Genomic DNA, 26,909 nt, shown 5'->3' on the forward strand with positions numbered 1-26,909 from the left:
CACATTTCAAAAATAAAATTATGAAAATAGTAAAAATGTTTCCTGTTTTGGCAGTGCTTTTAGTTGGATTAATGACGAGCTGTAGTACTGATACGGATTCAGGCACAGCTGTTGTTGCAAATTCAATTTTTAAAACCACACCAATACCTTCAACTGACAAGTCAACCTCAAATTTGACAAACAGCGCTACATTAGAAACAATAAATCTTGGTGTTGCAGGAAATTTTGCAATACTATCAAAAACAGGTATTACCGATGTCTATAAATCCGCGGTCACTGGTGATGTAGGAGCTAGTCCAATTACAGGAGCGGCTATTCTTTTAAAATGTGATGAAGTAACCGGAACTGTTTATTCAGTTGACGCTACAGGTCCTGCATGCAAGATAACCGATGCAACCAGATTAACAACAGCTGTAGGTGATATGGAAACGGCGTATACGAATGCCGCGGGTCGTATTAATCCCGATTTTCTAAATTTAGGAGCTGGAAGTATAGGTGGAAAAACACTTACACCAGGTTTATATACATGGACAAGTACATTAAACATCCCAACTGATATTACAATCTCAGGTAGTCCAACTGATGTTTGGATTTTTCAGGTTGCAGGAAATCTTAATATGAGTTCAGCTGTTAGAATTACTTTAGCTGGAGGTGCACAAGCCAAAAACATTTTCTGGCAGACGGCTGGTGCAGTTACTCTAGGAACAACTAGCCATTTTGAAGGAAATATATTAAGCCAAACTGGTATTAATTTAAAAACAGGAGCCTCCATTAACGGAAGAATGCTTGCTCAAACTGCTGTTACACTTCAAATGAATACAGTTGTATTACCCCAATAAACATTTGGTTATTTAAACTACTAAAAGTGCTGTTTATCAACTGATAAACAGCACTTTTTCTTTACTTAAAAGGAATAGTAGCACCTCTAAATGTGTGAAAGATGAAAGTATTATTTAAAATAATGTAAAACTTACTGGGTACAAGACCTTTATCTTTGACATAGAAATTAGCACTAGATATTTAACAAGTCAAATAAGATTAAAAATTTATACTAATGCATATTCATTTTAACAGCATTTGTATTTTAAAACGAATTTAAAATATAAATAAACAAATTATTAATTCTTAAAAAAATAAAATTATGAATCTTAAAAGAATCTTTGGAGCATTACTTACAGCGCTTGGAATTGGAGCTCTTATTTATACAGCTGTTGTATTTGCAAATACAGGTGGTAGTAATAATGATGTTAAAGCATTAATTATTTACGGAGTACTAGGTATTGTGTTTTTTAGTGCCGGAATAAGCTTAGTACGCACAACAAAAGATGAATCTTAACTAATCGAAAGAATTAGTCTTATTATTTAAGAAATCGAAATCAATATTAAAAAACAGGTTATGAAATCAAAAAACATAGGAATTCTTATAATTGTAATTGGAGCAATCATGATTTTTTATAACGGGTTCAATTATATTACTAAAGAAAAAGTAGTTGATATTGGACCTATTGAAATCAATAAAGAAACAAATCACCCAGTACAATGGTCACCAATTGTAGGTATTGTTCTACTTGTTGGAGGAGTACTACTTGTAGTACGTGACAAAAAATAATAGAATCCAAATTACAAGATTACGTAATAATTTAAATTTACAATATGAAGCCACAAATAGGAATAACAGCCGATAATTTAAAAAACAGTACTGATTTACTTTCATCCGTTTTAGCAGATGAAATGACATTATATATTAAAACTAGAAAATTTCATTGGAATGTCTCTGGTGAAAGTTTTATGGAAATTCATAAATTATTTGAAAATCAGTACAAACAATTAGAAGAAAGTATTGATAATGTAGCAGAACGTATCAGCAAGCTTGGCGAAAAAACTATCGGTACAATGAATGAGTTTATAGCACATTCAAAACTAAAAGAATCGCCTAATAAATATCCTTCACAAAAAGAAATGATTAAAGAGCTTCTAGATGACCATGAAACTGTTATTGTAGCGCTACGCAAAGGAATAAAGCAGTCTGAAGAAGATAATAAAGATATTGGTACAGCCGATTTTTTAACAAGCTTAATGACAGAACATGAGACGACAGCTTGGATATTAAGACGCTATTTAAGTTAATTATACAAGCTTTCAAAGATTTACATCGTAAATAACCAATCATAACAATTGAAAATATTTTTATTAGTAAAACAACCATTTGAAATAAAAATACATTCATAAATAATAAACAAAAATGAAAAAAATTACATTCAATATAATTTCAAAAAAAATACTTTTAAGTGTATTTGCTCTCATGACACTAATATCCTTTACATCTTGTGCCAAAAAAGTGGCTTTTCAAACCTCATCCATTGTACCTGCAGCACGTGGAGATGTAAAAATAAAAAAAGATGAAAATAAAAATTACTTGATTAAAATTGAATTGGAAAATCTTGCTGAAGTTAACCGAATTGAGCCTCCAAAAAGTGCGTATGTTGTTTGGATGGAGACTGATGACTCCTCAGTGAAAAATATTGGTCAAATAAAAAGTGATTCAAAGTTTTTATCTTCTAAACTTAAGGCTTCTTTTGAAACTGTAACTCCATTCAAGCCTTCGAAAATATTTATAACTGCAGAGGATAATGCAGGTGTTCAATATCCGGGAATGCAACTTATAATGGAAACAAGTACCTTTTAAAATAAATAGTCTAAAAAATAAAGATTTGGTTGGTTTTTGGTTGAATTGAGGACTGTTTTAATCTACAGTCCTTTTTTTTATCTGAAATTAAACTATCAAAAATTTACGTTTTCAGGATATCTTAAAAGAAGTTCTAAATCAATTAAACCCCTAAAAAACAATTCCAATTTAAGTCCAATTACAAAAAAGAATCTACATGGAATTTCATATTAAACATACTGGCAAACTATTGAAAACAACTTATGAAGGATGGAATGAAAAAGATCCGTTTAGACAAAGTGCTGTAATTGCTTATTATGCTATTTTTAGTATACCTGGTTTATTAGTTTTAATTATTTCTATAGCTGGTTATTTCTTTGGAAAAGAAAGTGTAAACAAAAATATATTAGAACAAATTACTAATACAATGGGGTCCGAAACTGCCATTCAAATTAGCCAAATTTTAGCTAAATCTACTGAAACGAAATCAAGTTTTTTAGGGTCAATTGTTGGTGTTATAGTGTTACTAATTGGTTCCACAGCAGTTTTTGTTGAACTACAAAAAACGCTGAACTTAATATGGAAAGTGGAAGTATTACCAAAGAAAGGGATAATTACAATATTGAAAGCACGTTTTTTTTCCTTTGGATTAATATTAGCTATTGCATTTTTATTGATGATTTCTCTAGTTATATCTACAATGCTTTCTAGTATGGGAAATTGGATTGGAATATATACTTATAATTATTCCGTTCTTTTTTTCAATTGCATTAATTTTATATTTTCATTGGCTGTTATATCAATACTTTTTGCCCTAATGTTCAAAATTTTACCCGATGCAAAAATAAAATGGAAACATGTTTGGTTAGGATCAATAGTTACTGGTATCCTTTTTACAATTGGTAAAACTATTTTAGCATACTACTTTAGCACGGCTGAACCAGCATCTGTTTATGGTGTAGCGGGGTCTGTAATTTTAATTTTATTATGGGTTTCTTACTCCTCTATGATTTTGTTTTTTGGGGCCGAATTTACGGCCGCCTACGCAAAAATTTACACCGGTGTTGTGCCACCTACTGAAATTGCAAAAAAAATAACAAGCACAAACTAACTATTTATAAATCAAATAACATTTCTTCCATTTTTGCTATTTCATCAATGAAACACATACGTTAATTATATAAATTTCCGTTGAAATTGTATAATGTAATTTACAATTAAAATACTGAAATTTAACCTTTTACAAAGTATTAGCTAGACTATAATTAATTAAAGCAAAAGGTATGAAAAGAGTTAAAAAATTAGGTATATGGATGGATCATTCCATTGCTTATTTAATGGAATTTACAAATAATCCATTTGAAATAAAAACGATAGAATCACAATTTTCAATAGAAGAAAAAGAGTTACAAATCTCAAAAAAAGCATCAGTTTTAATAAACACAGAAAAACATGTTTTATATGAATATTATAATAAAATAGGTGACGCAATAAAAAATTATAAACAAATAATTCTATTTGGTCCATCATGTGCAAAAATGGAATTCTTTGATGTTTTAAGTGAGGATGAACGTTTCTTAAAAATGAAAATTGAAATTAAAGAAACTGATAAAATGAGTTTGAATCAGCAACATGATTTTATTTTAAAATATTTCGCAAACAACTAATTTTTATAGTAATAAATGGTAATGATTTAATGCAGGTCATTTTGGTTTTCGGATAAAATAACTTGAAATGAAATGACCATAATACATAATTTCAATTGAAAACTAAGCCTATGTTTATTTATAAAATAAAATTTCTAACTAAAAATTAAAAAAATGGATAATGAAAAAGCAATTAGCGTATTAAATTCATTTATAGTAATCAATAATGCTAGAATTAAAAGATATAAATGGGCATCGACAGATAGCAAGGAATCTTTTTTGAAAAAAACATTTATGAGTTTTCAAAAAACGAGTCTAGCATGTAAAAAAGAACTTAGAAAAGAAATTATAAAATTAGGAGGCACACCAATTGAAGAAAAAAGTAAAAATACTTTGCTTCATCACTTTTGGTTGAAGTTTACAAAATTTGTTTTTAATACTGATTTAAACAATATAATATATTCCTGTGAACGAAATGAGTCTATTATAATTCAAAGTTATTATGAAGCAATATACAGTAATCTAGGCAACCTTAATTATAAACAAAAGGCGATGCTAAACAATCAATATTTTTTAATTAATGATGATCATGACAAAATGAAATCATTAAACATTCACTCTCATCGTTTATAATATTTATCTAGTAAAATCAAATGTAATCTGAAGAGTCTTAAACAGTATGATTTATTCAAACATAACTATTTTTCAATTACCAAACATTAAACTTAATAACACCCACCATTTTGATTATTTATTTTAAGAACCTCTTTAGTGATGTAGGTGATGTAACAAAATTTGCATCAAAATTTTTCAAAGAAGCTGTAGCTCCCCCTTATGAATTTAAAGAATTTATAAAGCAGTGTTATATTATTGGATACAAATCATTGCCCTTAGTAGCCCTTACTGGTTTTATAATGGGCTTAGTACTTACGCTTCAATCACGTCCTACCCTAGCCAAATTTGGGGCTGAATCTTGGTTACCTGGAATGGTGGCACTTTCATTGATTAGAGAAATTGCTCCTGTGATAACTGCATTAATTTGTGCAGGTAAAATTTCATCTGGAATTGGTGCTGAACTAGGTTCTATGAAAGTGACTGAACAAATAGATGCTATGGAAGTCGCAGCAATTAATCCTTTTAAATACCTCGTTGTTACTCGTATTTTAGCAACTACACTTATGATTCCCATGTTGGTCATCTTCGCAGATGGAATTGGAATATTAGGTGGTTATATAGGAATCAATATGCATGGAGATGTAAATCTATTTAGATATGTTTCTAAAGTTTTCGATTCATTAGCCTTTATTGATATCATTCCTGCAACAATCAAAACCTTTTTCTTTGGTTTTTTCATTGGAATGATTGGCTGTTACAAAGGGTTCACCGCCGAGAATGGAACTGAAAGCGTGGGTAAAGCAGCAAATTCAGCAGTCGTGACTGCATCATTAACTATTTTTATTATAGACATGTTAGCAGTTCAATTAACCGATTTATTTTTTTAGAATGAAACAAGAGCACCTAGTTTTAGAAACACCAGTCATTGTAAAAGATGCAACTCCCCTTATTGAAATAAAAGATCTACACAAGTCTTTTGGAAAAAATAGTTCCGTTCTAAAAGGAGTTAACCTTACACTTAACAAAGGCAAGGATTTAGTCGTTCTAGGAAAATCTGGATCTGGAAAATCAATAACTATAAAATGCATTGTAGGATTAGTTCAGGCAGATAAAGGAGAAATAAAAGTATTTGGTCAAGAAATACTTGATTTGCAAACAGAGGAACTAAATAAAATAAGAGTTCGAATTGGTTTTTTATTTCAAAATTCAGCCTTATATGATTCTATGACTGTAGAACAAAACCTTGCATTTACTTTAACCCGCCATGTGAAAAATTTAACCGATGAAGAAATAGAAAAGGAAATTATAGATGTATTGGAAAGTGTTGGATTGGCGGAAGCAATTCATAAAATGCCTTCAGAACTTTCTGGAGGAATGAGAAAAAGAATTGCACTTGCTCGAACTCTAATCTTAAAACCCGAAATTATTCTTTATGATGAACCCACTACTGGACTAGATACAATTACTTCTAGGGAAATTAGTGAGTTGATTTTAGAGATAAAGAAAAAAAATAATACAACGTCAATTATTATCACCCATGATATGGCTTGTGCAAAACTTACCGCAGACAACATTGCAATATTAAAAGATGGAGTAATTCATGTTGAAGGCAGTTACGAAGAATTAGAAAACAGTAAGGACGAATGGGTTCGTTCCTTTTTTATATAATTAGTTAATTTAAGAATTTAAGAATGAAAAAGGAATCAGGAAGTACATGGAAATTAGGAATGTTTGTATTAATAGGATTGGTCGCTTTTACGTCCACTATTTATTTTGTTGGAAAACAAAAAAATTTATTTGGCTCTACATTCATTTTAAACTCACATTTTAAAAATGTAAGTGGTTTAGAAGTGGGGAATAATGTGCTTTTTTCGGGTATAAACGTTGGAACTGTTAGTGAGATTCAATTAATAACAGATACATCAGTTGTTGTTCGATTATTAATAGAAAAAGACGTGCAAAAATTCATAAAAAAAGATGCCCATGCAAGCATAGGATCAGATGGATTAATGGGTGATAAAGTACTTATTATTTCTCCAGGTACTGCTTCAAAAAATAAAGTAAAGGACAATGATAATATAGCCTCAATAAACCCCATTGAAATGGATGAAATAATGAGAAGCCTTAAAACCAGTATTGATAATGCTAGCATAATAACCGATGAGCTTGCTCAATTTACTTATAAGATGAATAATGGAAATGGTGCTTTGAATAAATTAATTACCGATGAAAAATTTGCTAACAGTCTAACAAAAACACTTACAAACCTACAAACAGGTTCCAAAGGATTGAGTGAGAATATGGAAGCGGCAAAACATAATTTTCTACTAAAAGGATATTTTAATAAAAAGAAAAAAGTAGAAGAAAAGAAAATCGAAGAAATAGAAAACGCAAAAAAAGAGAAGATCAATACTGAACAAAAAAAATAAGATTAAACATTTTAAACAACTGTTTTTTAACGATTAATAAGTAAATAGTAAAACATTACTGATTTTTAAAAATTATAAAGAAACACTTCATTTTTAAATAAATGTGGTGTTTTTTTTTTAAATTATAGCCTATCTCTTCTATAAAATAAACCAAAATAAGTAAATCATATAAATTCTTTAAAAAGTTATGTAAGACTTTCTAGCATAAACCCCCCCACCTTTGTAAAACATATTTCAAATTAAATATAATGAAAAATAAATCAGAAAAAATTAAAGAGACCTGGGAAGTACAGAAAGCAAAGTTAAAAGAAAAATTTGCTGGACTAACAGATACTGATTTTCTTTTTCTGGAAGGTAAGGAAAATGAAATGATAGAGAAGCTTAAACTTAAGCTTGGCAAAACAGAAGTTGAAATATACCAAATTCTTAATTCCATTTAATAGCTATTGCAGATAGCTGAATGAATAAAAGTGACTCTTTTCAAAATTTTACAGCATCAAAAAAAGTAAAAAGTGTTAATAATGTAACTTTTAAATAAAGTTGTGTAACAGATTCCTTTAGTAAAATAATGACCTTTGTTATATATAAAAACAGAAACTCAACAAACAAATATTAATTAATAAAACTAAAGATCATGAGCAATCTACTTTACACATTAGCAGTCATTTTAATCATTTTTTGGGCAATTGGATTCTTTGCATACAGTTTAGGATCGATAATACATATTTTATTAGTTATTGCAATCATAGCAATAATATTAAGAATAATCCAAGGAAGAAGATTATAAAATAATCAACTAAAAATTAAAAAAAATTAACATTAAAAAAATTATTATGAAAACAGATAAAGTAATATTAGGAGTATTAGGTGGACTTGCAGCAGGTGCAATAATGGGAATCTTATTTGCTCCAGATAAAGGCGAAAAAACTAGAAAAAAAATCAAACGTAAAAGCAATGATTATGCTGATGATTTAAAAGACAAATACGAGACTGCTTTAGATACTATCTCTAAAAAATATGAAACTCTAAAACAAGAAGGTCAAGATCTTTATATAGAAGGAAAATCAAAATTTGATAAAACAAAAAAAGAATTGGAAAATTTAGATATCAAGAATTTAAATAACTAATTTATATTATGAACAATAATACAACATCAACAATAGAAATTCTTTTTGAAAAGGCTGAGAATTACACCCGCACTTCTATAGAGTTAGCTAAGCTAAATGTTATAGATAAATCTTCGGACGTTTTATCCTCATTAATTTCAAGACTAGCAATTGCTATTGTTTTTGTTATGTTCATTTTACTCTTTAATTTTGGTTTGTCTTTTTGGATTGGAGAAACGCTTGGTAACTTCTTTTATGGTTTTTTTATTGTAGCCGCTTTCTATCTCATTATTTCTATTGTATTGTATTATTATAAAGATCAATGGATAAAAATGCCAGTGAGCAATTTTATCATTAGAAAAATGCTAAAACAGAAATAAAATGAAAAAATTAAACGAAACCGATCTTTTAGACCAAACGATTTTAGCTCTAAAAACAAAAAAAGCAGATGAATTCGAATCTCTAAAAGAACAATTTCATTGCACATATGAGAGCATAAAACTAATGAATTTAATTAAAAATGCTTTTACAGATTTAACAGATTCTCCAGTCATTAAAAATAGCATTCTCAATAATGTCATTGGTCTATCAACAGGATATTTGTCTAGGAAATTAATATTAGGGAGTTCACAAAATCCTATAAAAAGAGTTTTGGGTTCTGTATTTCAATTTGTAGTTTCTAATTTTGTTTCTAAGCACTCCTCTTTATGATTCAATCAAATTTATTTAAGTTAATAATGCCGTTAATTTATATAAGTAATTGTTTTTCAGACCAATAATTTACTTTTAAAAGGCATACGATTTATTTATAACTATTTAAGATTTCATGAATTGTTGTCGGTAAATCACAAAAAAGTAGCTTTTTATTATGGACATGAAAATGAAAAAAGAAGATTTGATAATTACTAATTTGCAGCTTGAATTTCAAAATAATGAAAAAGAAAAAAAAGCAGCTGAACTAATTATCGCCAATACCGAACTCGCCTTTCAAAATGATGAAAAAGAGAAAAGAGCGGCTGAATTAATTATTGCCAATAAAGAACTTGCTTTTCAAAATGATGAAAAGGAAAAAAGAGCGGCTGAATTAATTATTGCCAATAAAGAGCTTGCCTTTCAAAATGATGAAAAAGAAAAAAGAGCAGCTGAATTAATTATTGCCAATAAAGAGCTCGCCTTTCAAAATGATGAAAAAGAAAAAAGAGCAGCTGAATTAATTATTGCTAATAAAGAGCTCGCCTTTCAAAATGATGAAAAAGAAAAAAGAGCAGCTGAATTAATTATTGCTAATAAAGAGCTCGCCTTTCAAAATGATGAAAAAGAAAAAAGAGCAGCTGAATTAATGGCTACTAATTTAGAACTTAAGAATGCCGAAGAATCCCAAAAAGAATATATCCGAGGATTAGAAAAAATTATGTACATGACTTCCCATAAAGTAAGACAACCAATAGCCAATATTATAGGTTTGTCTCAAGTCATTGATTTATCCAACGATTCAAAAGAAGAAATTAATCAATCTATAGGTTACATTAAAGACTCCGCTTTATCACTAGACCTTTTAACTAGAGAATTAAATGCACATGTTTTATACCTAAAGAAAAAAGTGAAAATGTAAATCAAATTTATCTATATAAAAGATTTCCCCTTACTACAAATTGTAATAAGGGGAATTTTTTTATACCTAATGGACACAACATGGTTTTCGAACTCTTTTGCTATTTTCTAAATCTCACTTTATTTCTCTGAAATTGAAATAAATACTGCTATTGTAAAATAAAAGCAGTACTACCATTATTTTGTAAAAAACTAACATTGAGCATTTTATCATATTTTATAAATATACTATCAGTGAATTATAAAACAATGAAAGTTAATAGTATAACAGGTAAGAGGCATTAACAATGAACCTTTGTTCCACATAACAATCAATCCCCAAAATTAAATAAAAATGAAAACAAAAAAATTACTATTAACCGTCGCAGTACTCTTTATTGCATTATTTTATGGTTGTGCAAAAGATGATTTTCAAGAAATAGATGGTGTTTGTCCGCTTGTGACAATTACCAGTCCTATTAATGGAGCTACAAATGTTCCCCTTGATCAAATAATTACTGTAAGCTTTAATGAAGAAATGAATGCTGAAACTATAAATCAGTCTTCATTTACTTTAAATGGAACTTCTCAAGTTGCTGGTGTAGTTACATACAGCGGAACTACTGCAACTTTTACCCCATCCGCTTTACTTACCCCTAATACAACGTACAGCGCAAGAATAACAAGAACTGTAAAAGATCTTACGGGTAACGCATTACAAACCGAAACTATTTGGACTTTCAGTACTGGTTTAACTATTACCCCAATGGTATCTTCTACTGATCCTGAAAATAACACCAATAATGTTGTTTTAAACAAATTAGTAAGTGTTAATTTCAATATGCCAATGAAAGCTTCAACTATTAATACAACTAACTTTACTTTAAAACAAGGAACTACAGCAGTTTCAGGAACTGTATCGTATAGTGGTACTACTGCTATCTTTACTCCAACAGGACCTTTAGCTCCTAATACTGTATACACAGCAACAGTTTCTAAAGCAGTTACAAATTTAGATAATACTGCATTATTAAGTGACTATGTATGGAAATTTACAACGGGTGCTTTAGTAGCTCCTACAGTAACTGCAACAGATCCAATAAACAATACGACAGGAATTAATCTAAATCAAACGGTTACAGCTAACTTTAGTATGATTATGGATCCGTTAACAATTAATGGAACGACTTTTACTTTAAAACAAGGTATAACAACAATTGCAGGAACAGTAAGCTATTCTGGAACAACTGCCTCTTTTAATCCAACAAATGATCTATTGGAAGGGAAACTTTATACTGCGACAATTACAACTGGTGCAAAAAATGCTGCAGGTGTTGCTTTAGCTAATGATTATGTATGGAGCTTTACAACATTGGTTACAAACCCAACTATCCCTTCTACTTCAAAATTAACTTTCGGAGTCTTTGGTGGAAATGCTGGAATAACGAATCAAGGATTATTAACAAGAATTAATAATGGAGGAATTGGTACAACAGCTGCTTCTACATTAGTAACAGGTTTTACAGATATTTTAGCTTCACCATTTGAAGTATATACTGTTACACCTCTTAATAACGGTCTTGTAGCTGGTGGAGTCTTTGCTGCAGCACCTGCACCAGGAAATGGTACAAAAGCACAAATAGCACTTGAAGGATTGAATGCTGCAAGAGATGTTTATAATAGTATTTCTCCAGCTTCGAAACCAGGTGGAAGTGATCAAGGATCTGGTGAATTAGGAGCCTTATCATTGGCGCCTGGTGTGTATAAATCAGCAAGTGGTACCTATAAAATTACAAATGGTGATTTAGAATTAGATGCACAAGGTGATGCAAATGCAGTTTGGTATTTCCAAGCAGCATCATCCCTAACAGTGGGATCTCCAGCAGCTTCTAGAAGTGTTAAATTTAAAAATGGAGTTGGTTCAGCAAATAATGTGTATTGGTACGTAGGTAGCACAGCCGTAATTAACTACGGTGGTGGTGGTGTAATGGTAGGAAACATTATTGCTAATAATGGTGTGACATTGTCTTCTCCAGGAAATAGTACAACTCTTGTAGGTCAAGAAACAGTATTAAATGGTAGAGCTATTTCATTAGTTTCTTCTGTAACTATGGTAAATACAATTATTAATATCCCTGCTAATTAAGTAAACAATCAAAGTTTTAAATATCCCGTCTTAGGGCGGGATTCATTTAAATAAAACCTAATAATAAAATACATCAAAAATGAAATCAAAAAATATTTATAACGAGACACCATCTACTGCATGGTCTCTTACTAATAGTACCTTAAAAAGTATCGGAATTATTACTTTAGCTTGGTTGAGTTTTCAAACTTCAGTTCAAGCACAAGAGACTCTAGAAGCTAAGTATACAAAACCTTCATGGTATTTTGGTTTAGCTGGTGGTGCTAATTTTAATTTTTACAGAGGGTCAACACAGCAAATGAATGCTAGTTTTACTTCTCCTAAAACATTTCATGATGGATTTGGAGCTGGTCTTTTTATTGCACCACTTTTAGAATATCGTCCTGCTGATTCAAGATGGGGAGTTATGTTACAAGCTGGATATGACAATCGTAAGGGTAAATTTGACCAAGTAGTTACAGCATGTGACTGTCCTGCGGATTTAAAAACGAACGTGAGTTATATTACAGTGGAGCCAAGTTTGCGTTTCGCTCCTTTCAAATCTAATTTCTATATATATGGAGGTCCACGTTTGGCTTTCAATATGGATAAATCATTTACCTATCAATTAGGTATAAATCCTGCATATCCAGATCAAACAGCTAATCCAGCTGTGAAAGGTGATTTTGACAATGTCAATAAAACGATTGTTTCTATGCAAATAGGAGCTGGATATGACATTCCACTTTCAACAGATAGTAACAAAACGCAATTTGTATTGTCTCCTTTTGTTTCTTTCCAACCTTATTTTGGTCAAGATCCTCGTTCAACTGAAACTTGGAATATTACTACTGTAAGAGCTGGTGTTGCACTTAAATTTGGACAAGGCCAAAATATCCAACAGTCTACTGATATGGTAAAAGACGCCGAAGTGAAATTCTCTATTAATTCACCAAGTAATCTACCAGGTGAGTCTAGATATAATGAAATATTCCCACTTAGAAACTATGTGTATTTTAATGCCGGTTCAACTGAAATTCCAAACCGTTATGTTTTATTAACTAAAAATCAGGTAAAAGATTTCAAAGAAGATCAATTAGAAGTTTATGCTCCTAAAAACTTGTCTGACCGTTCAAAACGACAAATGACTGTTTACTATAATATTTTGAATATTTTAGGTGATCGTATGCAAAAAAATCCTACATCAACAATTTCTTTAGTAGGGTCTTCAGAAAATGGTCCTACAGATGGATTAGTAATGGCAGAATCTGTTAAAACGTATTTAGTAAATGTATTTGCAATTGATGCGTCAAGAATCATAACTAAAGGTCAAACAAAACCTAATATCCCTTCTTTACAACCAGGAGGAACATTAGAATTAGAACTTCTTAATGAAGGAGATCGTAGAGTATCAATTGAAAGTACTTCACCAGATTTATTGATGGAATTTCAAAACGGACCTGATGCCCAATTGAAACCAGTAAAAATTGTAGCACTACAAGAAGCACCAATTGAAAGCTATGTTACTTTTGATAATACAGGAGCTACTGAAGCTTTATCGTCATGGTCTTTACAAATTGCTGATGAACAAGGAAAAGTACAATCTTTTGGTCCATATACAGAAGATGTAGTTCGTATACCTGGTAAAGCAATCTTAGGTAACCGTGCAGAAGGGGATTACAATGTAAAAATGATTGGTCAATCAAAAAGCGGTAAAATTGTAGAGAAAGAAAGCCCTATACATGTTGTACTTTGGACACCAGCAAAAGTGGAAGAAGGAATTAGATACAGTATTATTTATGAGTTTAATAAAGCTAAAGCTATTTCAATTTATGAAAAATACCTTACTGATGTAATTACTCCAAAAATTCCAGCTGGAGCAACCGTAATTATTCATGGACATACTGATATAATCGGTGAAGAAATTCACAATCAAGATTTGTCTTTAGCTCGCGCTAATGATGTGAAAAACATTATTGAAAGTGGTTTATCTAAAACTGGAAGAAATGATGTGAAATTTGAATTACATGGATTTGGAGAAGATGAAAACAAAGCTCCTTTTGAAAATAAAACTCCAGAAGAACGTTCTTATAATAGAACTGTAATAATTGACATTATTCCAGCTACTAAATAAAAGAGTAGCGAAGATACTTATATCATTCAAAAAAGAGGATAGAAACTTAAAAGTCTATCCTCTTTTTTTGTGTTCTATTTTTATTTGATAATCAACTAAAATATAATTAAAGCCAATATTCATGCTATGAAAATTTTAATTCTATAATAATTTAAATCAATAAATATAATTATCTTTATATCAACAATTTAACAATAATATCATGAGAGAAAATCTATTATACACCCCTATAAAAATTGGCTCAATCGAATTAAAAAATCGAATTGTTATGGCCCCAATGACTCGATGCAGAGCATTAAAAAATATTCCCAATGAACTTATGTGCGAATATTATAAGCAACGTTCAACTGCAGGATTGATCATAACTGAAGGAACATCACCTTCTCCAAACGGTCTAGGTTATGCCAGAATTCCAGGGATATTTAGTGAAAAACAAGTTGAGGCCTGGAAAAAAATCACAGAAACAATTCATAAAAATAAAGGCAAAATAATTGTTCAATTAATGCACTCAGGAAGAATAAGTCACCCCCTTAATATGCCTGTAGGTTCAAAAATACTGGCACCCTCAGCCGTTAAAGCAAGTGGGCAAATGTGGACTGACTTAAAAGATTTTCAAGACTTTGAAACCCCAGCTGAAATGACTTTACAAGATATAATCCATGCAAAAACCGAATTTATTTGTGCTGCTGAAAATGCCCTATTTGCTCATTTTGACGGAGTAGAATTACATGCTGCCAATGGGTACTTATTAGAAGAATTTCTTTCACCTATCACCAATACTCGTACTGATAATTATGGTGGGAGTATTGAAAACCGATGTCGTTTTGTACTCGAAGTAACCAAAGCAGTAGCACAAACAATTGGAAAAGACAAAACAGGAATTCGTTTATCTCCTTATGGTGTCGCAAGTGACATGCCTCATTATCCCGAAATTAATCCGACTTACGATTACTTATCTAAAGAACTTAACAAACTTGACATTGCTTATATCCATTTAGTAGATCATTCTGCAATGGGAGCACCTCCTGTTCCTTTAGAAATTAAAAAAATGATTCGTGAAAATTTTAAAAATGCTATAATACTTTGTGGTGGATTTAATACTGAAACAGCCGAAGAAGCTATTGAAAGTGGTCTAGCTGATGGTATTGCTTTTGGTAGACCATTCATTGTTAACCCTGATCTTGTGGATCGACTTAAAAATAATTGGCCCATTTCTGAGGATCTAGATATGGATCTATTCTATACTGCCGATGAAAAAGGATATACTGATTACCCATTTTATACCTCTTGAAAATAATACTTAATTTATTAAAATCATGATGAAAGATATATTCCAATTATTAGATTTATTAGGTAATGATAAAGAGAACTTGTTGAATCATGTCTGTAAAACAATTGTCAAGAATCAAATCCAATTACCCAATAAAGATAGTGTTGATTTATTTTTAAACAGCAACCGAAATGGACAATCCATTAGAAGTTTAAACCAACTTTATCAAAATGGAAATCTTTCTGCAACTGGTTACCTATCAATTTTACCAGTTGATCAGGGAGTCGAGCATACTGCTGGTAGTTCCTTTTCTCCAAATCCAATTTATTTTGACCCAGAAAATATAATAAAATTAGCATTAGAAGCTGGTTGCAATGCAGTTGCTTCGACTATGGGCGGTTTAGCATTGCTTTCTAGAAAATATGCACATAAAATTCCTTTTATAGTAAAAATAAATCATAATGAATTAATGACGTACCCAAATAAATACGATCAAATTATGTTTGCCAGTGTACGTGATGCATGGAATATGGGAGCTATTGCTGTAGGTGCTACTGTTTATTTTGGATCAGCTGAGTCAGACAGACAAATCATAGAAGTCGCACATGCATTTGAAGAAGCACATAATTTAGGTATGGCAACTATACTTTGGTGCTACACCCGAAACACTGCATTCACAAAAGACAATATCGATTACAATACTGCTGCAGATATTACGGGACAAGCCAATTATCTGGGAGTCAAATTACAAGCAGACATTATTAAACAAAAGTTGCCTACTAATAATGGTGGCTTTACTGCTTTAAAATTTGGCAAAACTAATCCAGATATGTATACTAAACTTTCAAGTGAGCATCCTATTGATCTCTGTCGGTATCAAGTTCTAAATTGTTATTCAGGTCGTATTGCAATGATCAGTTCTGGCGGAGAATCAAAAGGTAAAACTGACTTTGCAGAAGCGGTAAGAACAGCAGTAATAAATAAAAGAGCAGGAGGTTCTGGAGTGATAATGGGGCGAAAATCTTTTCAACGCTCTTTTAGTGAAGGCGTAGCGCTTATAAACTCAGTTCAAAAAATTTATTTGGCAAAAGAAATAACAATTGCTTAATTGTGCTATAATAGTAAATCAGTGAAAATTAATCGAAATCATTAAAAAAATTAAATTAAAAAATCAAATTCATTTTTACTTATTGATTATAAAATTAATTCTTAACAAATAAATTATTATTTTTACTGTTCATTAATTATAAATATGACCGAAAACGAAAAAACACTAACCAAATTCTATTCTGCTTTTTCTAATGCTGATGCTTCAACAATGTGTGAATGTTATCATCCAGATATTAAATTTAGAGATCCTGTTTTTGGACCATTAAAAGGAAACAGAGTCTGTGACATGTGGAAAATGCTTACTGAAAAAAGCAAAGGAAACTTAATAATCGAATTTTCACATATAGAAGCTAATGAATATTTAGGTAGTGCAAAATGGGTAGCTACTTATAATTTTAGCAAAACGAATCGGAAAGTTATAAATCAAGTTAGTTCTCAATTTCATTTTAAAAATGGCTTAATTATTAAGCATACTGATGATTTTGATATTTGGAAATGGTCAAAACAAGCTTTTGGTATTACTGGAGTTTTATTTGGTTGGACTGGTTTTATGCAAAAAAAAATTCACGAAAAAGCACTTTTATCACTCAAGAATTATCAAAAAAAAATAACTAATGATAATTAATACTTTAAAAACGATATTTAAACGAGATCTTAATCAGTTAAAAACTGAAATTGATCTGTATCAAAATGAAAGTAAAATATGGCAGGTAGAAAATGGAATATCAAACTCTGCCGGAAATTTATGCCTTCACTTAATAGGAAATCTTAACACCTATATTGGAACCGTTTTTGGGAAAACAGACTATATCCGAAACAGATCTCTTGAATTTTCATTAAGGAATATTCCAAAATCCGAATTGTTACAAAAAATCGATGCCACACTACTTGTAGTCGAGGAAGCCTTAAATGCAATAAAAGAAGATGATTTAAAAATGGACTATCCAATGTTAGTATTCGAAAACAAAACAACAACTGAGTTTATGCTTATCCATTTGACTACGCACCTAGCTTATCATCTTGGACAAATAAATTACCATCGCCGTTTATTAAATGAATAAGATAGCTTTTGCAAAATAGATAGAAGAAATTCAATCTATATCATTTTTTTTAAGTTACTAATTCTCTCCTATTTTTTTTTCATGCTTCTGCTGTAGATAACTCCCCATTTTCATACTCCTTTTCAACATTTCCAAAAGAGATTCCCTTTCTTTAAATTTATCGGTATTGGATTTACCAAAAAAACAATATTTGCAACCATAGAATCCAAATCATTCACACATTCCAATAATTAATATTATTAAGATATTTGCTGTTATGTTTGAATTAAAACACATAAATATTTTTTAACCCAAACCCAATTTAACTTATTTATGTAATTTATAAACAGTACAATTATTCACCATGACCGTTTTTCAAATCAATAGAATCCATTTCCATACTATTACCAATTATCATCTTTTGATTGCCAATAATATGTGTTGCATTTTTTTTATTTTTTATAACAGATTTGAATTGCCTCACCAGCGGTTTATCTTCACTTATCGTTTTAAAAATTTCTTTTTGTTGAAGGGAATCATTTAACGATATCTTTACAGGCTGTTTTTGTGCATTTACTTGGATACTAGTAAAAAGTACTAAAGCAACTAACCATTTAAGTTTTAGAATAGGTTTCATATTATCAATTTTTACGATTCATTTTACGCTATTTAAAGGTAAAGAATTAAAAATTAAAAAAATACTCAAACTACTATAAATCAGTAACTTAAAATTACAAAAAAAATAAACGATCTCAAAAATACTTTTCATTTCTCATTTATAATAAATTCGTAATTTATATTCTAATTTGGCAATCTATTACAAATGATTATCTTGCGAGCAATATCCAAAAACAATTATTGAGCTAAATCTAAAAAAATAATGAAAAAAGTATTACATAAAAAATTAAATGAACTACAAGCAACCGCTATTTGCGGAAATGATATTAGCTCATCTTGTCTTTACGTATCGGCACTTACAATTATGTATGCAGGGCAATATGCTTGGATTTCATTATTATTAGTTGCAGTTGTATTATTTTTATTCCGAAAAATATATGGTGAAGTTGTTGGTGCCATACCTCTAAACGGTGGTGCTTATAATGTATTATTAAATACTTCTTCAAAAAGACTAGCTTCGCTTGCTGCTACTTTAACGGTATTATCATATATGGCGACAGCTGTTATATCGGCATCTGAAGGAATGCATTATCTTCACGGCATTGCACCAGGAATAAATGTAGCCATCGCAACAGTTGTTGTTCTGCTTGCATTTACTGGATTAGCTATTTTAGGAATTGGTGAATCAGCGATTGTGGCTGTTGTCATTTTTATTATTCATTTATCAACCTTAAGTATATTAGTCCTAGCGTCTTCTTGGTTTATTTTTTCCAATGGATTAGACACATTTCACATCAACTGGAGTCTGCCTGTAACTTCAGGAGGAATCATAAATGCTTTATTCTTAGGGTTTTCCGCAGCAATGTTAGGTATTTCAGGTTTTGAAAGTTCAGCTAATTTTGTTGAAGAACAAGAGCATGGTGTTTTTCCAAAAACACTTCGCAATATGTGGGCTATAGTAAGTTTTTTCAATCCAGTTATAGCATTATTATTAATTTGTATTATCCCCCTTGCGCAAGTTGGAGAACATCAAGAGTCATTATTAGCTTATTTAGGACACACAACTGGTGGATCTTGGTTAGCTTATCTTATCTCTATAGATGCTGTTCTAGTGCTTTGTGGTGCTGTTTTAACATCATTTGTAGGAGTTTCAGGTTTATTAAATCGTATGACTTTAGACCGTATTTTACCCAACTACTTTTTAAAACAAAATAAGCGTGGTTCTAATTATAGAATAATCATCAGCTTCTTAATATTATGTGTATCCGTTTTATTCGTTACAGCAGGTAATCTTATTGCATTAGCTGGAGTTTACACCTTCTCGTTCTTAGCGGTAATGGGATTATTTGGAATTGGAAATTTATTATTAAAATTCAAACGTAAAAAATTACCAAGACCAGAAAAAGCAAGAGGAATTGCAGTAGTTTTTGCAGTTTCACTTATCATAGCTGCCTTTATAGGAAATGTTCAATTAAATGTAGACTCTTTCTACACTTTTATTAAATACTTAATTCCAGCTTTACTTTTTGTCTCAATTATGCTCAACCGATCTTTTCTTATAAAAGTATTGATTGAAGCTTTAGAATATTTTTACAAACCATTACGAAGAATGGTTATTTTCAGTAATCGTTATTTATTGAAAATGAATTTAAAAATCAATTCACAAGAACTTGTGTTTTTCACAAAAGGGGATGACGTCGCTATCATAAATAAGGTAATGCAATACGTTCAAAATAACGAAACCACTAAAAAATTAAAAATTGTCAATGTAAAAAGTGAAGGGGAAAATAACGATTTACTTATAAAAGATCTTAAAGTATTAGATCGCGCCTATCCTGAAATTGATATCGAATTTATTGAACTAGAAGGTGTTTTTGGTCCTGAAATCATCGATGAACTATCAAATAAATGGAAAATTCCAAAAAACTTTATGTTTATTGGTTCTCCAGGAAATCGTTTCTCTTATAGAGTATCTGAACTTGGTGGTGTACGTTTAATTATGTAATTTTAATATTCTCTTATTTAATTCTCTCAATAACAATGCAATGAAAGAACTATTAAACTATACTCTTTTTCAAGATGGAGAATTCAATATTAAGATTATTAGCATTATAAAGCTATTCGTCTTTCTTATCGTAACGGGTCTTCTTTTGAAAATTATTAAAAAAACAATTTACAAAGTTGACAAAATTGACGAAGCTAAAAAATATTCCATTTACAGTTTAGTCAGATATTTAATTATTGTAATTTCGATTATTACTGGTTTACAACTATTTGGATTTAATTTATCGGTACTAGTAGCAGGTTCAGCAGCATTATTAGTTGGGATTGGTTTGGGATTACAAAACCTATTTAGTGATTTTGTTTCTGGAATTATACTCTTGGTTGACTCTTCAGTTAAGGTAAATGATGTTATAGAAGCTGACGGATTAATATGTATTGTAAAGGAAATCAACTTAAGAACAACCACCGTTTTAACGCGAGATGATAAATACATTATCCTACCTAATTCTAATTTAACAAAAAATCAGTTAATAAACTGGACACATAATGATCTCTCGTCAAGGTTTGACGTCAATATAGGTGTAGATTATTCATCGGATATAAAACAAGTAATGCAAGTACTTAAGGAAGCTGTTGATAGTCAAAACGGTGTACTTAAGGAACCAAATCCTTTTGTTCGATTTACTGATTTTGGTGATTCATCACTAAATTTTTCTGTTATTTTCTGGTCTGAAGATGTTTTTAGAGTCGAAAGTATAAAAAGTGAAATGAGGATCAAAATATTTGAATTATTTAAAGAAAATAATATCATCATTCCTTTTCCTCAAAGAGTAATACACATCAACAAATAGACAAAAATGGAAAAGCAAATCCAAGAATACCTATATAATCCCACTGTTGGGAAAATTGTGACTTTTCTTGTTGGTGTTGCCATAATTTGGATGATTATTAATGCCCTTCAAAAAAAGCTGTTTTCAAAAATTAAAGACAATGACAATCGATATAAAGCTAAAAAGTTCAGCACTTTTGTGGGTTATTTGATAACTATTATTTTTTTGACTGTTGTTTTTAGTGATAAGTTAGGTGGATTTACTGTTGCATTAGGCGTTGCAGGTGCAGGAATTGCGTTTGCCTTACAGGAAGTTATTGCTTCATTTGCAGGTTGGTTAGCCATCATGTTTGGTGGATTTTATAATACAGGAGATCGCGTACAACTAGGAGGAATAAAAGGAGACGTAATGGATATTGGAGTGCTACGAACTACAATTATGGAAACAGGGCAATGGGTTGATGGTGATTTATACAATGGAAGAATAGTATTGATTGCCAATAGTTATGTTTTTAAAGAACCTGTTTTTAATTATTCTGGAGATTTTCCTTTTTTATGGGACGAAATAAAAATACCCATTCAATACGGAAGCAATTACGATAAAGCTCAAGAAATAATATTGAATGTAGGTATCGAAGTTGCAGGTGATTTAACCAATACTTCAAAAGAAAAATGGAAAAAACTTCAAAATAAATATAGATTAGAAGACGCACAAACTGAACCCATGATTTCCTTGGTTGCCAATGACAATTGGGCCGAATATACGCTTCGTTATGTGGTAGGTTATAAAAAAAGAAGATTTACCAAAACGGCATTGTTTTCTAAAATCTTAAGCCAAATAGAAGCTACAAACGGAGAGGTAAAAATGGCTTCCGCCACATTCCACTTGGTTCAAGCACCTGATTTCAATATCAATATCAAAAAATAATAATGGACGTATTTCATCTTTTTTCAATACTAATTGTAGTATCAGCAGTCTTTGCTTACATTAATTTTCGTTACCTAAAATTACCAAGCACTATTGGTTTAATGCTTGTGTCCTTAGTTTTTTCTCTATTTATATTAGTTTTCGGGAATAATTTCCCTGATTTCAAGCGAGACATAACCGCTACCATGTACAATATCAATTTTAGTGAATTACTACTGGAAGGAATGTTGAGTTTTATGCTTTTTGCAGGAGCAATTCACATTAAATTCAAAGATTTGAACAATGAAAAATTAAGTATCTTATTATTTTCAACCATAAGCGTGCTGATTAGTACCTTCCTAATAGGATTTGCATCTTATTATGTATTGACTTTTATGGGTTTCAAAATAGATTTGATCCACTCCATGCTTTTTGGAGCTTTAATTTCACCTACAGATCCTATTTCAGTTTTGAGTATTTTAAAGAGTACTGGAATTTCAAAATCATTAGAAACAATCATCGCAGGAGAATCTTTATTTAACGACGGTGTAGCTGTTGTAGTATTCATTACACTATTAAAACTAGCTAGTCCTGGTGCAAACTTGGACGCAATTAGTATAATGATGTTGTTTGGTCAAGAAGCTATCGGAGGTTTAATTCTAGGTCTGATAGTGGGTTATATTGGATTTAAATTCATAGCCAGTATAGATCATTACCAAGTAGAAGTATTAATCACTTTAGCAATCGTTATGGGAGGTTATACACTTGCACACTATCTTCATGTTTCAGGCCCACTAGCTATGGTTGTTGCGGGGTTGATTACTGGTAACCAAGGAAAAACTTTAGGTATGTCAGATATAACAGCACGATATGTAGACGGATTTTGGGAACTAATAGATGAAATCCTAAATGCACTTCTTTTTGTACTTATAGGATTAGAACTTTTAGTTATTCAAACCAATCAAAAAATACTTATTGCAGCTTTTATTATTTTAGTCATTACACTAATTACTCGTTACATATCCATTTTTATTCCATCCATTTCGGTACGACTTAAAGAAAAAATAACTCAAAAAACGAGACTAATATTAACGTGGGGAGGTCTAAGAGGAGGCATTTCTATTGCTCTAGCTTTATCAATTAATCCAGAATATCACAAAGAAATATGGGTAACAATCACCTATGTAATTGTTTGTTTTTCTATTTTAGTACAAGGACTAACTATTGGAAAATTTGCTAAAAAAATGCAATAAAAATAAGCTAATAAAACCTGAATCGACATTTTACAAAACACGCCTTTTCGATAGTTAAACCGTTTCTAATTGGTTAAAATCAAAGTCCCAACCACGGTCTTTTTCATACCATAATTGCCCTTGACTAACTTGTAATGGGCAATCAAAATTATTAGTATAAAGTGCTCCAGTCCCTAACCCTTGTGGCATTAAATTGTGCTGTAAATAAGTCCATTGTGCGATGGCATTTAAACCAATATTACTCTCCAAAGCCGAAGTAATCCACCAACCAATTTGATACTTATCGGCCAGTAAAATCCACTCTTTCGTTCCTCTAAAACCACCTATAAAACTAGGCTTCAAAATGATATATTGTGGCATTATTTTTTGCAATAGTCGTTCTTTATCTTCAAATGAAAACACGCCAATCAGTTCTTCATCCAAAGCAATCGGCAGGGGAGTGGTTTTACATAGCTCTGACATCCTGTCAGTGTTGTTTTTAGCAATAGGCTGCTCTATGCTATGCAATACATAACCAGCTAGTTGTGTTATTTTAACTAAAGCTTTATTTAAACTAAAAGCGCCGTTAGCATCCACTCGGATTTCGACTTGTTCAGGACTGAAATTTGCCCTAATAAAAGCTAACAATTCCAATTCTTTATCGAAATCTATCGCTCCAATCTTCAATTTTATACAATTGAATCCTTGGGCTAATTTTTCCTCGATTTGCTCCTTCATAAAAGAAGGTTCTCCCATCCATACAAGTCCATTGATTTGAATTGATTTTTCACCCGCAACAAAGTCCGAAGGAAACAATTCAAAAGGTGTTACACTTGCCAAAGATTGAAAGGCCATTTCCACCCCAAACTGTATTGAGGGAAACTCAATTAAAGCTTCCCAAAGTTGCTCTTCACCCAGATGAATATTAGCACAAGTCCATCGCAATTTAATTTCATAATCTGGTCGATCATCCATACTCAAACCGCGCAAAACACCACACTCTCCTATTCCTTTTTTACCGTCTTTTTCAAGCACAATAAACCAAGTTTCTTTTTGAGTTAATACGCCACGAGAAGTCCCAGACGGACGCTTGAAGTCGAGAATATATTTGTGGTAAGTAGCTTTCATTTTAATGCGAACTAAATTGTTTTTAAAGAATTACGATTTTGGTTTCATCAAGTAGGAGATTCCAATTAATAAAATTCCGAAAAAACTCAATATAGTAAACATATAGGTTGGACTTTCCACCAATAGATACATTTTAAGATTTAAAACCACGCCAATAAATAGCATAAATATCCCAAAATAACGTGTAATTGTAATTGCTGTTTTCATAAATTATTTATTTTTTAAAGCATTTAAAGTTCTTAGCTCTATAATTCAAACGTATAAGTCATATAAGTTTTATTATTGCAATCGAAAACCTATTTTAAGTAATAAATCTAAAACTATATAAGCCATTTAAGGACATCTGAGTTTCCTCAACATCTGCTAAACTTAAATGACTTATATGGTTACAAAAACTATTTTTCCATCAACTTCAAAACTCTTTCAAAATCTCCCGAAGGCAAACCTACTTTCTTGAAGATAGCAAAGTCACTATTGATTTTTTGAATCCAACTTAAGCTATCCGTTACGTTTTGAGTTTGATATTCTTTGTAAATAGTTTTAGCACTTCTATACTCGTCATTGAATAAATAAGCATGTGCTAAATTTAGTTTAACTAACAGTTCAGTATCATCTAGCTTCACTCCTTCTTTTAAAGATTTGATTGCTTTACCATATTGCTTGGTTAAAATATAAGTGTACCCAATTGCATTATAATCTAATGCTGTGGCTTTACCTTCATTGATAATTGTATTGTATTGTGCAATTGCGTTGCCATAATCTCCTTTTTTAATGAAATTGGATGCTTGTGTACGTAAATTATCCAAAACACCTTTAGAACCGTTTATTTCATTAAAACAACTATTGCCAAAATCTTTGTATGCTTTTGCTTGTTCTATAGCGAGTAGTTTTTGGAATTCCTGAAACTTGTACTGCTTTTGAATTTTTTCTTCAATACAAATACAAAAATCATCCGAGTTAGATAGTTTTCTAGCCAAAGCAGATGTTTTACATTGATTGATAATGTATTTTCTATTTTCTAAAGTCCATCCTCTACTAAGCTTATTATCTACCCAAGGCACTACTTCAAGAATTATTTTTTGTTTCATAATCCAGTTGCTGCTTTTGAAACCAAACCATAAATTAGTCGTATTGGATTTCAAGCAACTTGATTTATCGATGGACAATCGGTTAGCATCTTTGCTTAATGGTACATCTTGAACTACACAAGCCTTATCTGTTTTATCGTCTTTTTGATACGCTAAAGCGAGCTCATTTGATGAAAAAACAGCATAATTACATTTATCCGTTCCTGAAATTTTAGATAAAATAAAGACCGCTCCTGCTGAGCCTTGACTAATACCTGTTGGGTCAGGAATGGCTTTCAATAGAGAAACTAAACTACTGGCCATTTGTTGATTTTCATCCAATAAAGTAATGCGATAAATCAACTCTGTAGTTCCTACAGGAAAATCATCTGTTTTTACAATGACTCTGTCTCGTGCTGAAACAATAATTTCCTTAGTAGTTGCTCTGTCTTTGTCCCAATAGCCTTCTTTTTGAGCAAAAGCCGACTGATAAAAAATGCTAATAAATAGCAATGCAATGATTTTTTTCACTTTGGTTTCTTTTATTGCAATTGGCGTAGCTCAGATGGAAGTGAAAATCCTTATGCGCCAGGTTTTGGCACATAAGATTACTCCACTTAACTTTCATTTACATAGGAGTTCAGTGAACTTTGTTTGTAACAAACAGCTGGAAATAGCTCCTTCCTTCGACTACGCTCAGGATAAAAATTATAATTCGATACTATCTCCTATTTCCAGAAGCATTAGGTCTTTCCCTTTATCAAAAAACTTTTGAATACTTTCCTTATGATCAATTTTGATATAACCAAAAGTATCGTAGTGATATCCTAGGATTTTGTCACAATCAAGAAAGTCTGATGCAATAATCGCGTCACCAACATTCATGGTGAAATTATCACCAATTGGCAAAATCGCTAGATCTAATTTGGTTCGCATTGGAATTAATTTCATATCCATTGTCAAAGCAGTATCTCCAGCTATATAAATATTTTTATGTTCTCCTTCAATTACAAAACCTCCTGGATTTCCACCGTAAGATCCGTCAGGAAATGAACTGGAATGAATCGCATTTACATACTTCACTTTTCCAAAATCAAAATTCCAACTTCCGCCGTGATTCATAGGATGCGCGGTAAAACCTTTGGCTGCATAGTGACCCGCAATTTCAGCATTTGAAACAATAACGGCTCCAGTTCTTTTGGCGATTACTTCTACATCTAGAATATGATCTCCATGAGCATGCGTCAATAAGATATAATCAGCTTTTAAAGTTTCGATATCAATATGTGCGGCCAATGGATTTGCTGTGATAAATGGGTCCACTAAAATGTGTTTCCCTCCTACTTTGATCCCTAAAGATGCGTGTCCGTAAAATGTTATTTTCATAGTTTTAT

Annotated in this window: 32 protein-coding genes; 27 read left to right on the forward strand and 5 right to left on the reverse strand. The window is 31.1% G+C overall.

Going from position 1 to position 26,909, the window contains the following annotated elements:
* Positions 1-20 precede the first annotated feature (20 nt).
* The 23 genes from AB3G33_RS13750 (at position 21) to AB3G33_RS13860 (ending at position 17,751) form a co-directional block, all read left to right on the forward strand.
* Positions 21-839 carry an ice-binding protein gene (locus AB3G33_RS13750; RefSeq protein ID WP_367770527.1) on the forward strand — a complete coding sequence of 273 codons (819 nt, stop codon included), beginning with the start codon at positions 21-23 and terminating at the stop codon, positions 837-839.
* A gap of 302 nt (positions 840-1,141) precedes the next feature.
* Positions 1,142-1,336, forward strand: a complete 195-nt coding sequence (locus AB3G33_RS13755) for a hypothetical protein (protein ID WP_367753614.1) — start codon at positions 1,142-1,144, stop codon at positions 1,334-1,336.
* Between the two features lie 60 nt (positions 1,337-1,396).
* Positions 1,397-1,609, forward strand: coding sequence for a hypothetical protein (locus AB3G33_RS13760; protein WP_367753616.1), 213 nt, complete (start codon positions 1,397-1,399; stop codon positions 1,607-1,609).
* A 44-nt stretch (positions 1,610-1,653) separates the two neighbouring features.
* Positions 1,654-2,127, forward strand: a complete 474-nt coding sequence (locus AB3G33_RS13765) for a Dps family protein (protein ID WP_367770530.1) — start codon at positions 1,654-1,656, stop codon at positions 2,125-2,127.
* Positions 2,128-2,242: 115 nt separating this feature from the next.
* Positions 2,243-2,686: a hypothetical protein gene (locus AB3G33_RS13770; protein ID WP_367753620.1), complete on the forward strand. Its 444-nt coding sequence runs from the start codon at positions 2,243-2,245 to the stop codon at positions 2,684-2,686.
* 196 nt (positions 2,687-2,882) lie between these two features.
* A complete protein-coding gene (locus AB3G33_RS13775; protein WP_367770532.1) occupies positions 2,883-3,776 on the forward strand; it encodes a YihY/virulence factor BrkB family protein in 894 nt (297 codons plus the stop codon).
* A gap of 172 nt (positions 3,777-3,948) precedes the next feature.
* A complete protein-coding gene (locus AB3G33_RS13780; protein WP_367770534.1) occupies positions 3,949-4,332 on the forward strand; it encodes a hypothetical protein in 384 nt (127 codons plus the stop codon).
* Positions 4,333-4,485: 153 nt separating this feature from the next.
* Positions 4,486-4,944 carry a PA2169 family four-helix-bundle protein gene (locus AB3G33_RS13785; RefSeq protein ID WP_367753626.1) on the forward strand — a complete coding sequence of 153 codons (459 nt, stop codon included), beginning with the start codon at positions 4,486-4,488 and terminating at the stop codon, positions 4,942-4,944.
* A 110-nt stretch (positions 4,945-5,054) separates the two neighbouring features.
* Positions 5,055-5,813: an MlaE family ABC transporter permease gene (locus AB3G33_RS13790; RefSeq protein WP_367753628.1), complete on the forward strand. Its 759-nt coding sequence runs from the start codon at positions 5,055-5,057 to the stop codon at positions 5,811-5,813.
* 1 nt (position 5,814) lies between these two features.
* Positions 5,815-6,594, forward strand: a complete 780-nt coding sequence (locus tag AB3G33_RS13795) for an ABC transporter ATP-binding protein (RefSeq protein ID WP_367770536.1) — start codon at positions 5,815-5,817, stop codon at positions 6,592-6,594.
* A 23-nt stretch (positions 6,595-6,617) separates the two neighbouring features.
* Positions 6,618-7,355, forward strand: a complete 738-nt coding sequence (locus AB3G33_RS13800; protein WP_367770539.1) for an MlaD family protein — start codon at positions 6,618-6,620, stop codon at positions 7,353-7,355.
* 248 nt (positions 7,356-7,603) lie between these two features.
* On the forward strand, positions 7,604-7,795 hold the full coding sequence (locus AB3G33_RS13805; RefSeq protein WP_367770541.1) for a hypothetical protein: 192 nt from the start codon (positions 7,604-7,606) through the stop codon (positions 7,793-7,795).
* 194 nt (positions 7,796-7,989) lie between these two features.
* Positions 7,990-8,142, forward strand: a complete 153-nt coding sequence (locus AB3G33_RS13810) for a lmo0937 family membrane protein (protein WP_367753636.1) — start codon at positions 7,990-7,992, stop codon at positions 8,140-8,142.
* A 46-nt stretch (positions 8,143-8,188) separates the two neighbouring features.
* Positions 8,189-8,482, forward strand: a complete 294-nt coding sequence (locus AB3G33_RS13815; protein ID WP_367753638.1) for a YtxH domain-containing protein — start codon at positions 8,189-8,191, stop codon at positions 8,480-8,482.
* A gap of 8 nt (positions 8,483-8,490) precedes the next feature.
* A complete protein-coding gene (locus tag AB3G33_RS13820) occupies positions 8,491-8,841 on the forward strand; it encodes a hypothetical protein (protein ID WP_367753640.1) in 351 nt (116 codons plus the stop codon).
* 1 nt (position 8,842) lies between these two features.
* Entirely contained in the window at positions 8,843-9,172 is a 330-nt protein-coding gene (locus tag AB3G33_RS13825; protein WP_367770543.1) for a hypothetical protein, read from the forward strand.
* 169 nt (positions 9,173-9,341) lie between these two features.
* Positions 9,342-10,073 (forward strand): diguanylate cyclase, encoded by a 732-nt coding sequence (locus AB3G33_RS13830; RefSeq protein WP_367770545.1) that lies wholly within the window; start codon positions 9,342-9,344, stop codon positions 10,071-10,073.
* 333 nt (positions 10,074-10,406) lie between these two features.
* Complete coding sequence (locus AB3G33_RS13835; protein ID WP_367770547.1) at positions 10,407-12,197, forward strand: Ig-like domain-containing protein; 1,791 nt, start codon at positions 10,407-10,409, stop codon at positions 12,195-12,197.
* 79 nt (positions 12,198-12,276) lie between these two features.
* On the forward strand, positions 12,277-14,310 hold the full coding sequence (locus AB3G33_RS13840) for an outer membrane beta-barrel protein (RefSeq protein WP_367770550.1): 2,034 nt from the start codon (positions 12,277-12,279) through the stop codon (positions 14,308-14,310).
* Positions 14,311-14,512: 202 nt separating this feature from the next.
* A complete protein-coding gene (locus tag AB3G33_RS13845) occupies positions 14,513-15,601 on the forward strand; it encodes an alkene reductase (RefSeq protein WP_367770553.1) in 1,089 nt (362 codons plus the stop codon).
* A gap of 28 nt (positions 15,602-15,629) precedes the next feature.
* Positions 15,630-16,688: a class I fructose-bisphosphate aldolase gene (locus tag AB3G33_RS13850; protein ID WP_367774158.1), complete on the forward strand. Its 1,059-nt coding sequence runs from the start codon at positions 15,630-15,632 to the stop codon at positions 16,686-16,688.
* Positions 16,689-16,832: 144 nt separating this feature from the next.
* Positions 16,833-17,315 carry a nuclear transport factor 2 family protein gene (locus AB3G33_RS13855; RefSeq protein WP_367770556.1) on the forward strand — a complete coding sequence of 161 codons (483 nt, stop codon included), beginning with the start codon at positions 16,833-16,835 and terminating at the stop codon, positions 17,313-17,315.
* Positions 17,305-17,751 (forward strand): DinB family protein, encoded by a 447-nt coding sequence (locus tag AB3G33_RS13860; protein ID WP_367770559.1) that lies wholly within the window; start codon positions 17,305-17,307, stop codon positions 17,749-17,751. The genes AB3G33_RS13855 and AB3G33_RS13860 overlap by 11 nt, the downstream gene beginning before the upstream one ends.
* 334 nt (positions 17,752-18,085) lie before the next feature.
* Here the strand turns inward: AB3G33_RS13860 and AB3G33_RS13865 are convergent, their stop codons facing one another.
* Entirely contained in the window at positions 18,086-18,367 is a 282-nt protein-coding gene (locus tag AB3G33_RS13865) for a hypothetical protein (RefSeq protein WP_367770562.1), read from the reverse strand.
* A 243-nt stretch (positions 18,368-18,610) separates the two neighbouring features.
* Here AB3G33_RS13865 and AB3G33_RS13870 point away from each other — a divergent pair, with 243 nt between their 5' ends.
* Genes AB3G33_RS13870 through AB3G33_RS13885 form a run of 4 tightly spaced genes read left to right on the forward strand, consistent with a single transcriptional unit; the run spans position 18,611 to position 23,341 of the window.
* Positions 18,611-20,353, forward strand: a complete 1,743-nt coding sequence (locus AB3G33_RS13870) for an APC family permease (RefSeq protein ID WP_367770564.1) — start codon at positions 18,611-18,613, stop codon at positions 20,351-20,353.
* A gap of 40 nt (positions 20,354-20,393) precedes the next feature.
* Positions 20,394-21,203: a mechanosensitive ion channel family protein gene (locus tag AB3G33_RS13875; protein ID WP_367753660.1), complete on the forward strand. Its 810-nt coding sequence runs from the start codon at positions 20,394-20,396 to the stop codon at positions 21,201-21,203.
* A gap of 6 nt (positions 21,204-21,209) precedes the next feature.
* On the forward strand, positions 21,210-22,109 hold the full coding sequence (locus AB3G33_RS13880) for a mechanosensitive ion channel family protein (protein WP_367770567.1): 900 nt from the start codon (positions 21,210-21,212) through the stop codon (positions 22,107-22,109).
* A gap of 2 nt (positions 22,110-22,111) precedes the next feature.
* Positions 22,112-23,341 carry a cation:proton antiporter gene (locus AB3G33_RS13885; protein WP_367770570.1) on the forward strand — a complete coding sequence of 410 codons (1,230 nt, stop codon included), beginning with the start codon at positions 22,112-22,114 and terminating at the stop codon, positions 23,339-23,341.
* Positions 23,342-23,395: 54 nt separating this feature from the next.
* Here AB3G33_RS13885 and AB3G33_RS13890 read toward each other — a convergent pair whose 3' ends face one another.
* The 4 genes from AB3G33_RS13890 to AB3G33_RS13905 form a co-directional block, all read right to left on the reverse strand.
* Complete coding sequence (locus AB3G33_RS13890) at positions 23,396-24,448, reverse strand: o-succinylbenzoate synthase (protein WP_367770573.1); 1,053 nt, start codon at positions 24,446-24,448, stop codon at positions 23,396-23,398.
* A 30-nt stretch (positions 24,449-24,478) separates the two neighbouring features.
* Positions 24,479-24,655, reverse strand: a complete 177-nt coding sequence (locus AB3G33_RS13895) for a hypothetical protein (protein WP_367770575.1) — start codon at positions 24,653-24,655, stop codon at positions 24,479-24,481.
* Between the two features lie 188 nt (positions 24,656-24,843).
* Positions 24,844-26,046: a tetratricopeptide repeat protein gene (locus AB3G33_RS13900; protein WP_367770578.1), complete on the reverse strand. Its 1,203-nt coding sequence runs from the start codon at positions 26,044-26,046 to the stop codon at positions 24,844-24,846.
* 177 nt (positions 26,047-26,223) lie between these two features.
* Positions 26,224-26,901 carry a metal-dependent hydrolase gene (locus AB3G33_RS13905; RefSeq protein ID WP_367770581.1) on the reverse strand — a complete coding sequence of 226 codons (678 nt, stop codon included), beginning with the start codon at positions 26,899-26,901 and terminating at the stop codon, positions 26,224-26,226.
* Between the last annotated feature and the right edge of the window lie 8 nt (positions 26,902-26,909).

Source organism: Flavobacterium sp. WC2421 (assembly GCF_040822115.1).
Classification (GTDB): domain Bacteria; phylum Bacteroidota; class Bacteroidia; order Flavobacteriales; family Flavobacteriaceae; genus Flavobacterium.

Coding starts and splice junctions, on each gene's coding strand:
- AB3G33_RS13830 (WP_367770545.1), top strand. CDS start 9,342: ATGAAAAAAGAAGATTTGATAATTACTAATTTGCAGCTTGAATTTCAA.
- AB3G33_RS13800 (WP_367770539.1), top strand. CDS start 6,618: ATGAAAAAGGAATCAGGAAGTACATGGAAATTAGGAATGTTTGTATTA.
- AB3G33_RS13755 (WP_367753614.1), top strand. CDS start 1,142: ATGAATCTTAAAAGAATCTTTGGAGCATTACTTACAGCGCTTGGAATT.
- AB3G33_RS13750 (WP_367770527.1), top strand. CDS start 21: ATGAAAATAGTAAAAATGTTTCCTGTTTTGGCAGTGCTTTTAGTTGGA.
- AB3G33_RS13835 (WP_367770547.1), top strand. CDS start 10,407: ATGAAAACAAAAAAATTACTATTAACCGTCGCAGTACTCTTTATTGCA.
- AB3G33_RS13840 (WP_367770550.1), top strand. CDS start 12,277: ATGAAATCAAAAAATATTTATAACGAGACACCATCTACTGCATGGTCT.
- AB3G33_RS13890 (WP_367770573.1), bottom strand. CDS start 24,448: ATGAAAGCTACTTACCACAAATATATTCTCGACTTCAAGCGTCCGTCT.
- AB3G33_RS13870 (WP_367770564.1), top strand. CDS start 18,611: ATGAAAAAAGTATTACATAAAAAATTAAATGAACTACAAGCAACCGCT.
- AB3G33_RS13825 (WP_367770543.1), top strand. CDS start 8,843: ATGAAAAAATTAAACGAAACCGATCTTTTAGACCAAACGATTTTAGCT.
- AB3G33_RS13760 (WP_367753616.1), top strand. CDS start 1,397: ATGAAATCAAAAAACATAGGAATTCTTATAATTGTAATTGGAGCAATC.
- AB3G33_RS13770 (WP_367753620.1), top strand. CDS start 2,243: ATGAAAAAAATTACATTCAATATAATTTCAAAAAAAATACTTTTAAGT.
- AB3G33_RS13845 (WP_367770553.1), top strand. CDS start 14,513: ATGAGAGAAAATCTATTATACACCCCTATAAAAATTGGCTCAATCGAA.
- AB3G33_RS13780 (WP_367770534.1), top strand. CDS start 3,949: ATGAAAAGAGTTAAAAAATTAGGTATATGGATGGATCATTCCATTGCT.
- AB3G33_RS13880 (WP_367770567.1), top strand. CDS start 21,210: ATGGAAAAGCAAATCCAAGAATACCTATATAATCCCACTGTTGGGAAA.
- AB3G33_RS13775 (WP_367770532.1), top strand. CDS start 2,883: ATGGAATTTCATATTAAACATACTGGCAAACTATTGAAAACAACTTAT.
- AB3G33_RS13785 (WP_367753626.1), top strand. CDS start 4,486: ATGGATAATGAAAAAGCAATTAGCGTATTAAATTCATTTATAGTAATC.
- AB3G33_RS13875 (WP_367753660.1), top strand. CDS start 20,394: ATGAAAGAACTATTAAACTATACTCTTTTTCAAGATGGAGAATTCAAT.
- AB3G33_RS13865 (WP_367770562.1), bottom strand. CDS start 18,367: ATGAAACCTATTCTAAAACTTAAATGGTTAGTTGCTTTAGTACTTTTT.
- AB3G33_RS13795 (WP_367770536.1), top strand. CDS start 5,815: ATGAAACAAGAGCACCTAGTTTTAGAAACACCAGTCATTGTAAAAGAT.
- AB3G33_RS13895 (WP_367770575.1), bottom strand. CDS start 24,655: ATGAAAACAGCAATTACAATTACACGTTATTTTGGGATATTTATGCTA.
- AB3G33_RS13860 (WP_367770559.1), top strand. CDS start 17,305: ATGATAATTAATACTTTAAAAACGATATTTAAACGAGATCTTAATCAG.
- AB3G33_RS13805 (WP_367770541.1), top strand. CDS start 7,604: ATGAAAAATAAATCAGAAAAAATTAAAGAGACCTGGGAAGTACAGAAA.
- AB3G33_RS13885 (WP_367770570.1), top strand. CDS start 22,112: ATGGACGTATTTCATCTTTTTTCAATACTAATTGTAGTATCAGCAGTC.
- AB3G33_RS13905 (WP_367770581.1), bottom strand. CDS start 26,901: ATGAAAATAACATTTTACGGACACGCATCTTTAGGGATCAAAGTAGGA.
- AB3G33_RS13850 (WP_367774158.1), top strand. CDS start 15,630: ATGAAAGATATATTCCAATTATTAGATTTATTAGGTAATGATAAAGAG.
- AB3G33_RS13765 (WP_367770530.1), top strand. CDS start 1,654: ATGAAGCCACAAATAGGAATAACAGCCGATAATTTAAAAAACAGTACT.
- AB3G33_RS13820 (WP_367753640.1), top strand. CDS start 8,491: ATGAACAATAATACAACATCAACAATAGAAATTCTTTTTGAAAAGGCT.
- AB3G33_RS13855 (WP_367770556.1), top strand. CDS start 16,833: ATGACCGAAAACGAAAAAACACTAACCAAATTCTATTCTGCTTTTTCT.
- AB3G33_RS13810 (WP_367753636.1), top strand. CDS start 7,990: ATGAGCAATCTACTTTACACATTAGCAGTCATTTTAATCATTTTTTGG.
- AB3G33_RS13815 (WP_367753638.1), top strand. CDS start 8,189: ATGAAAACAGATAAAGTAATATTAGGAGTATTAGGTGGACTTGCAGCA.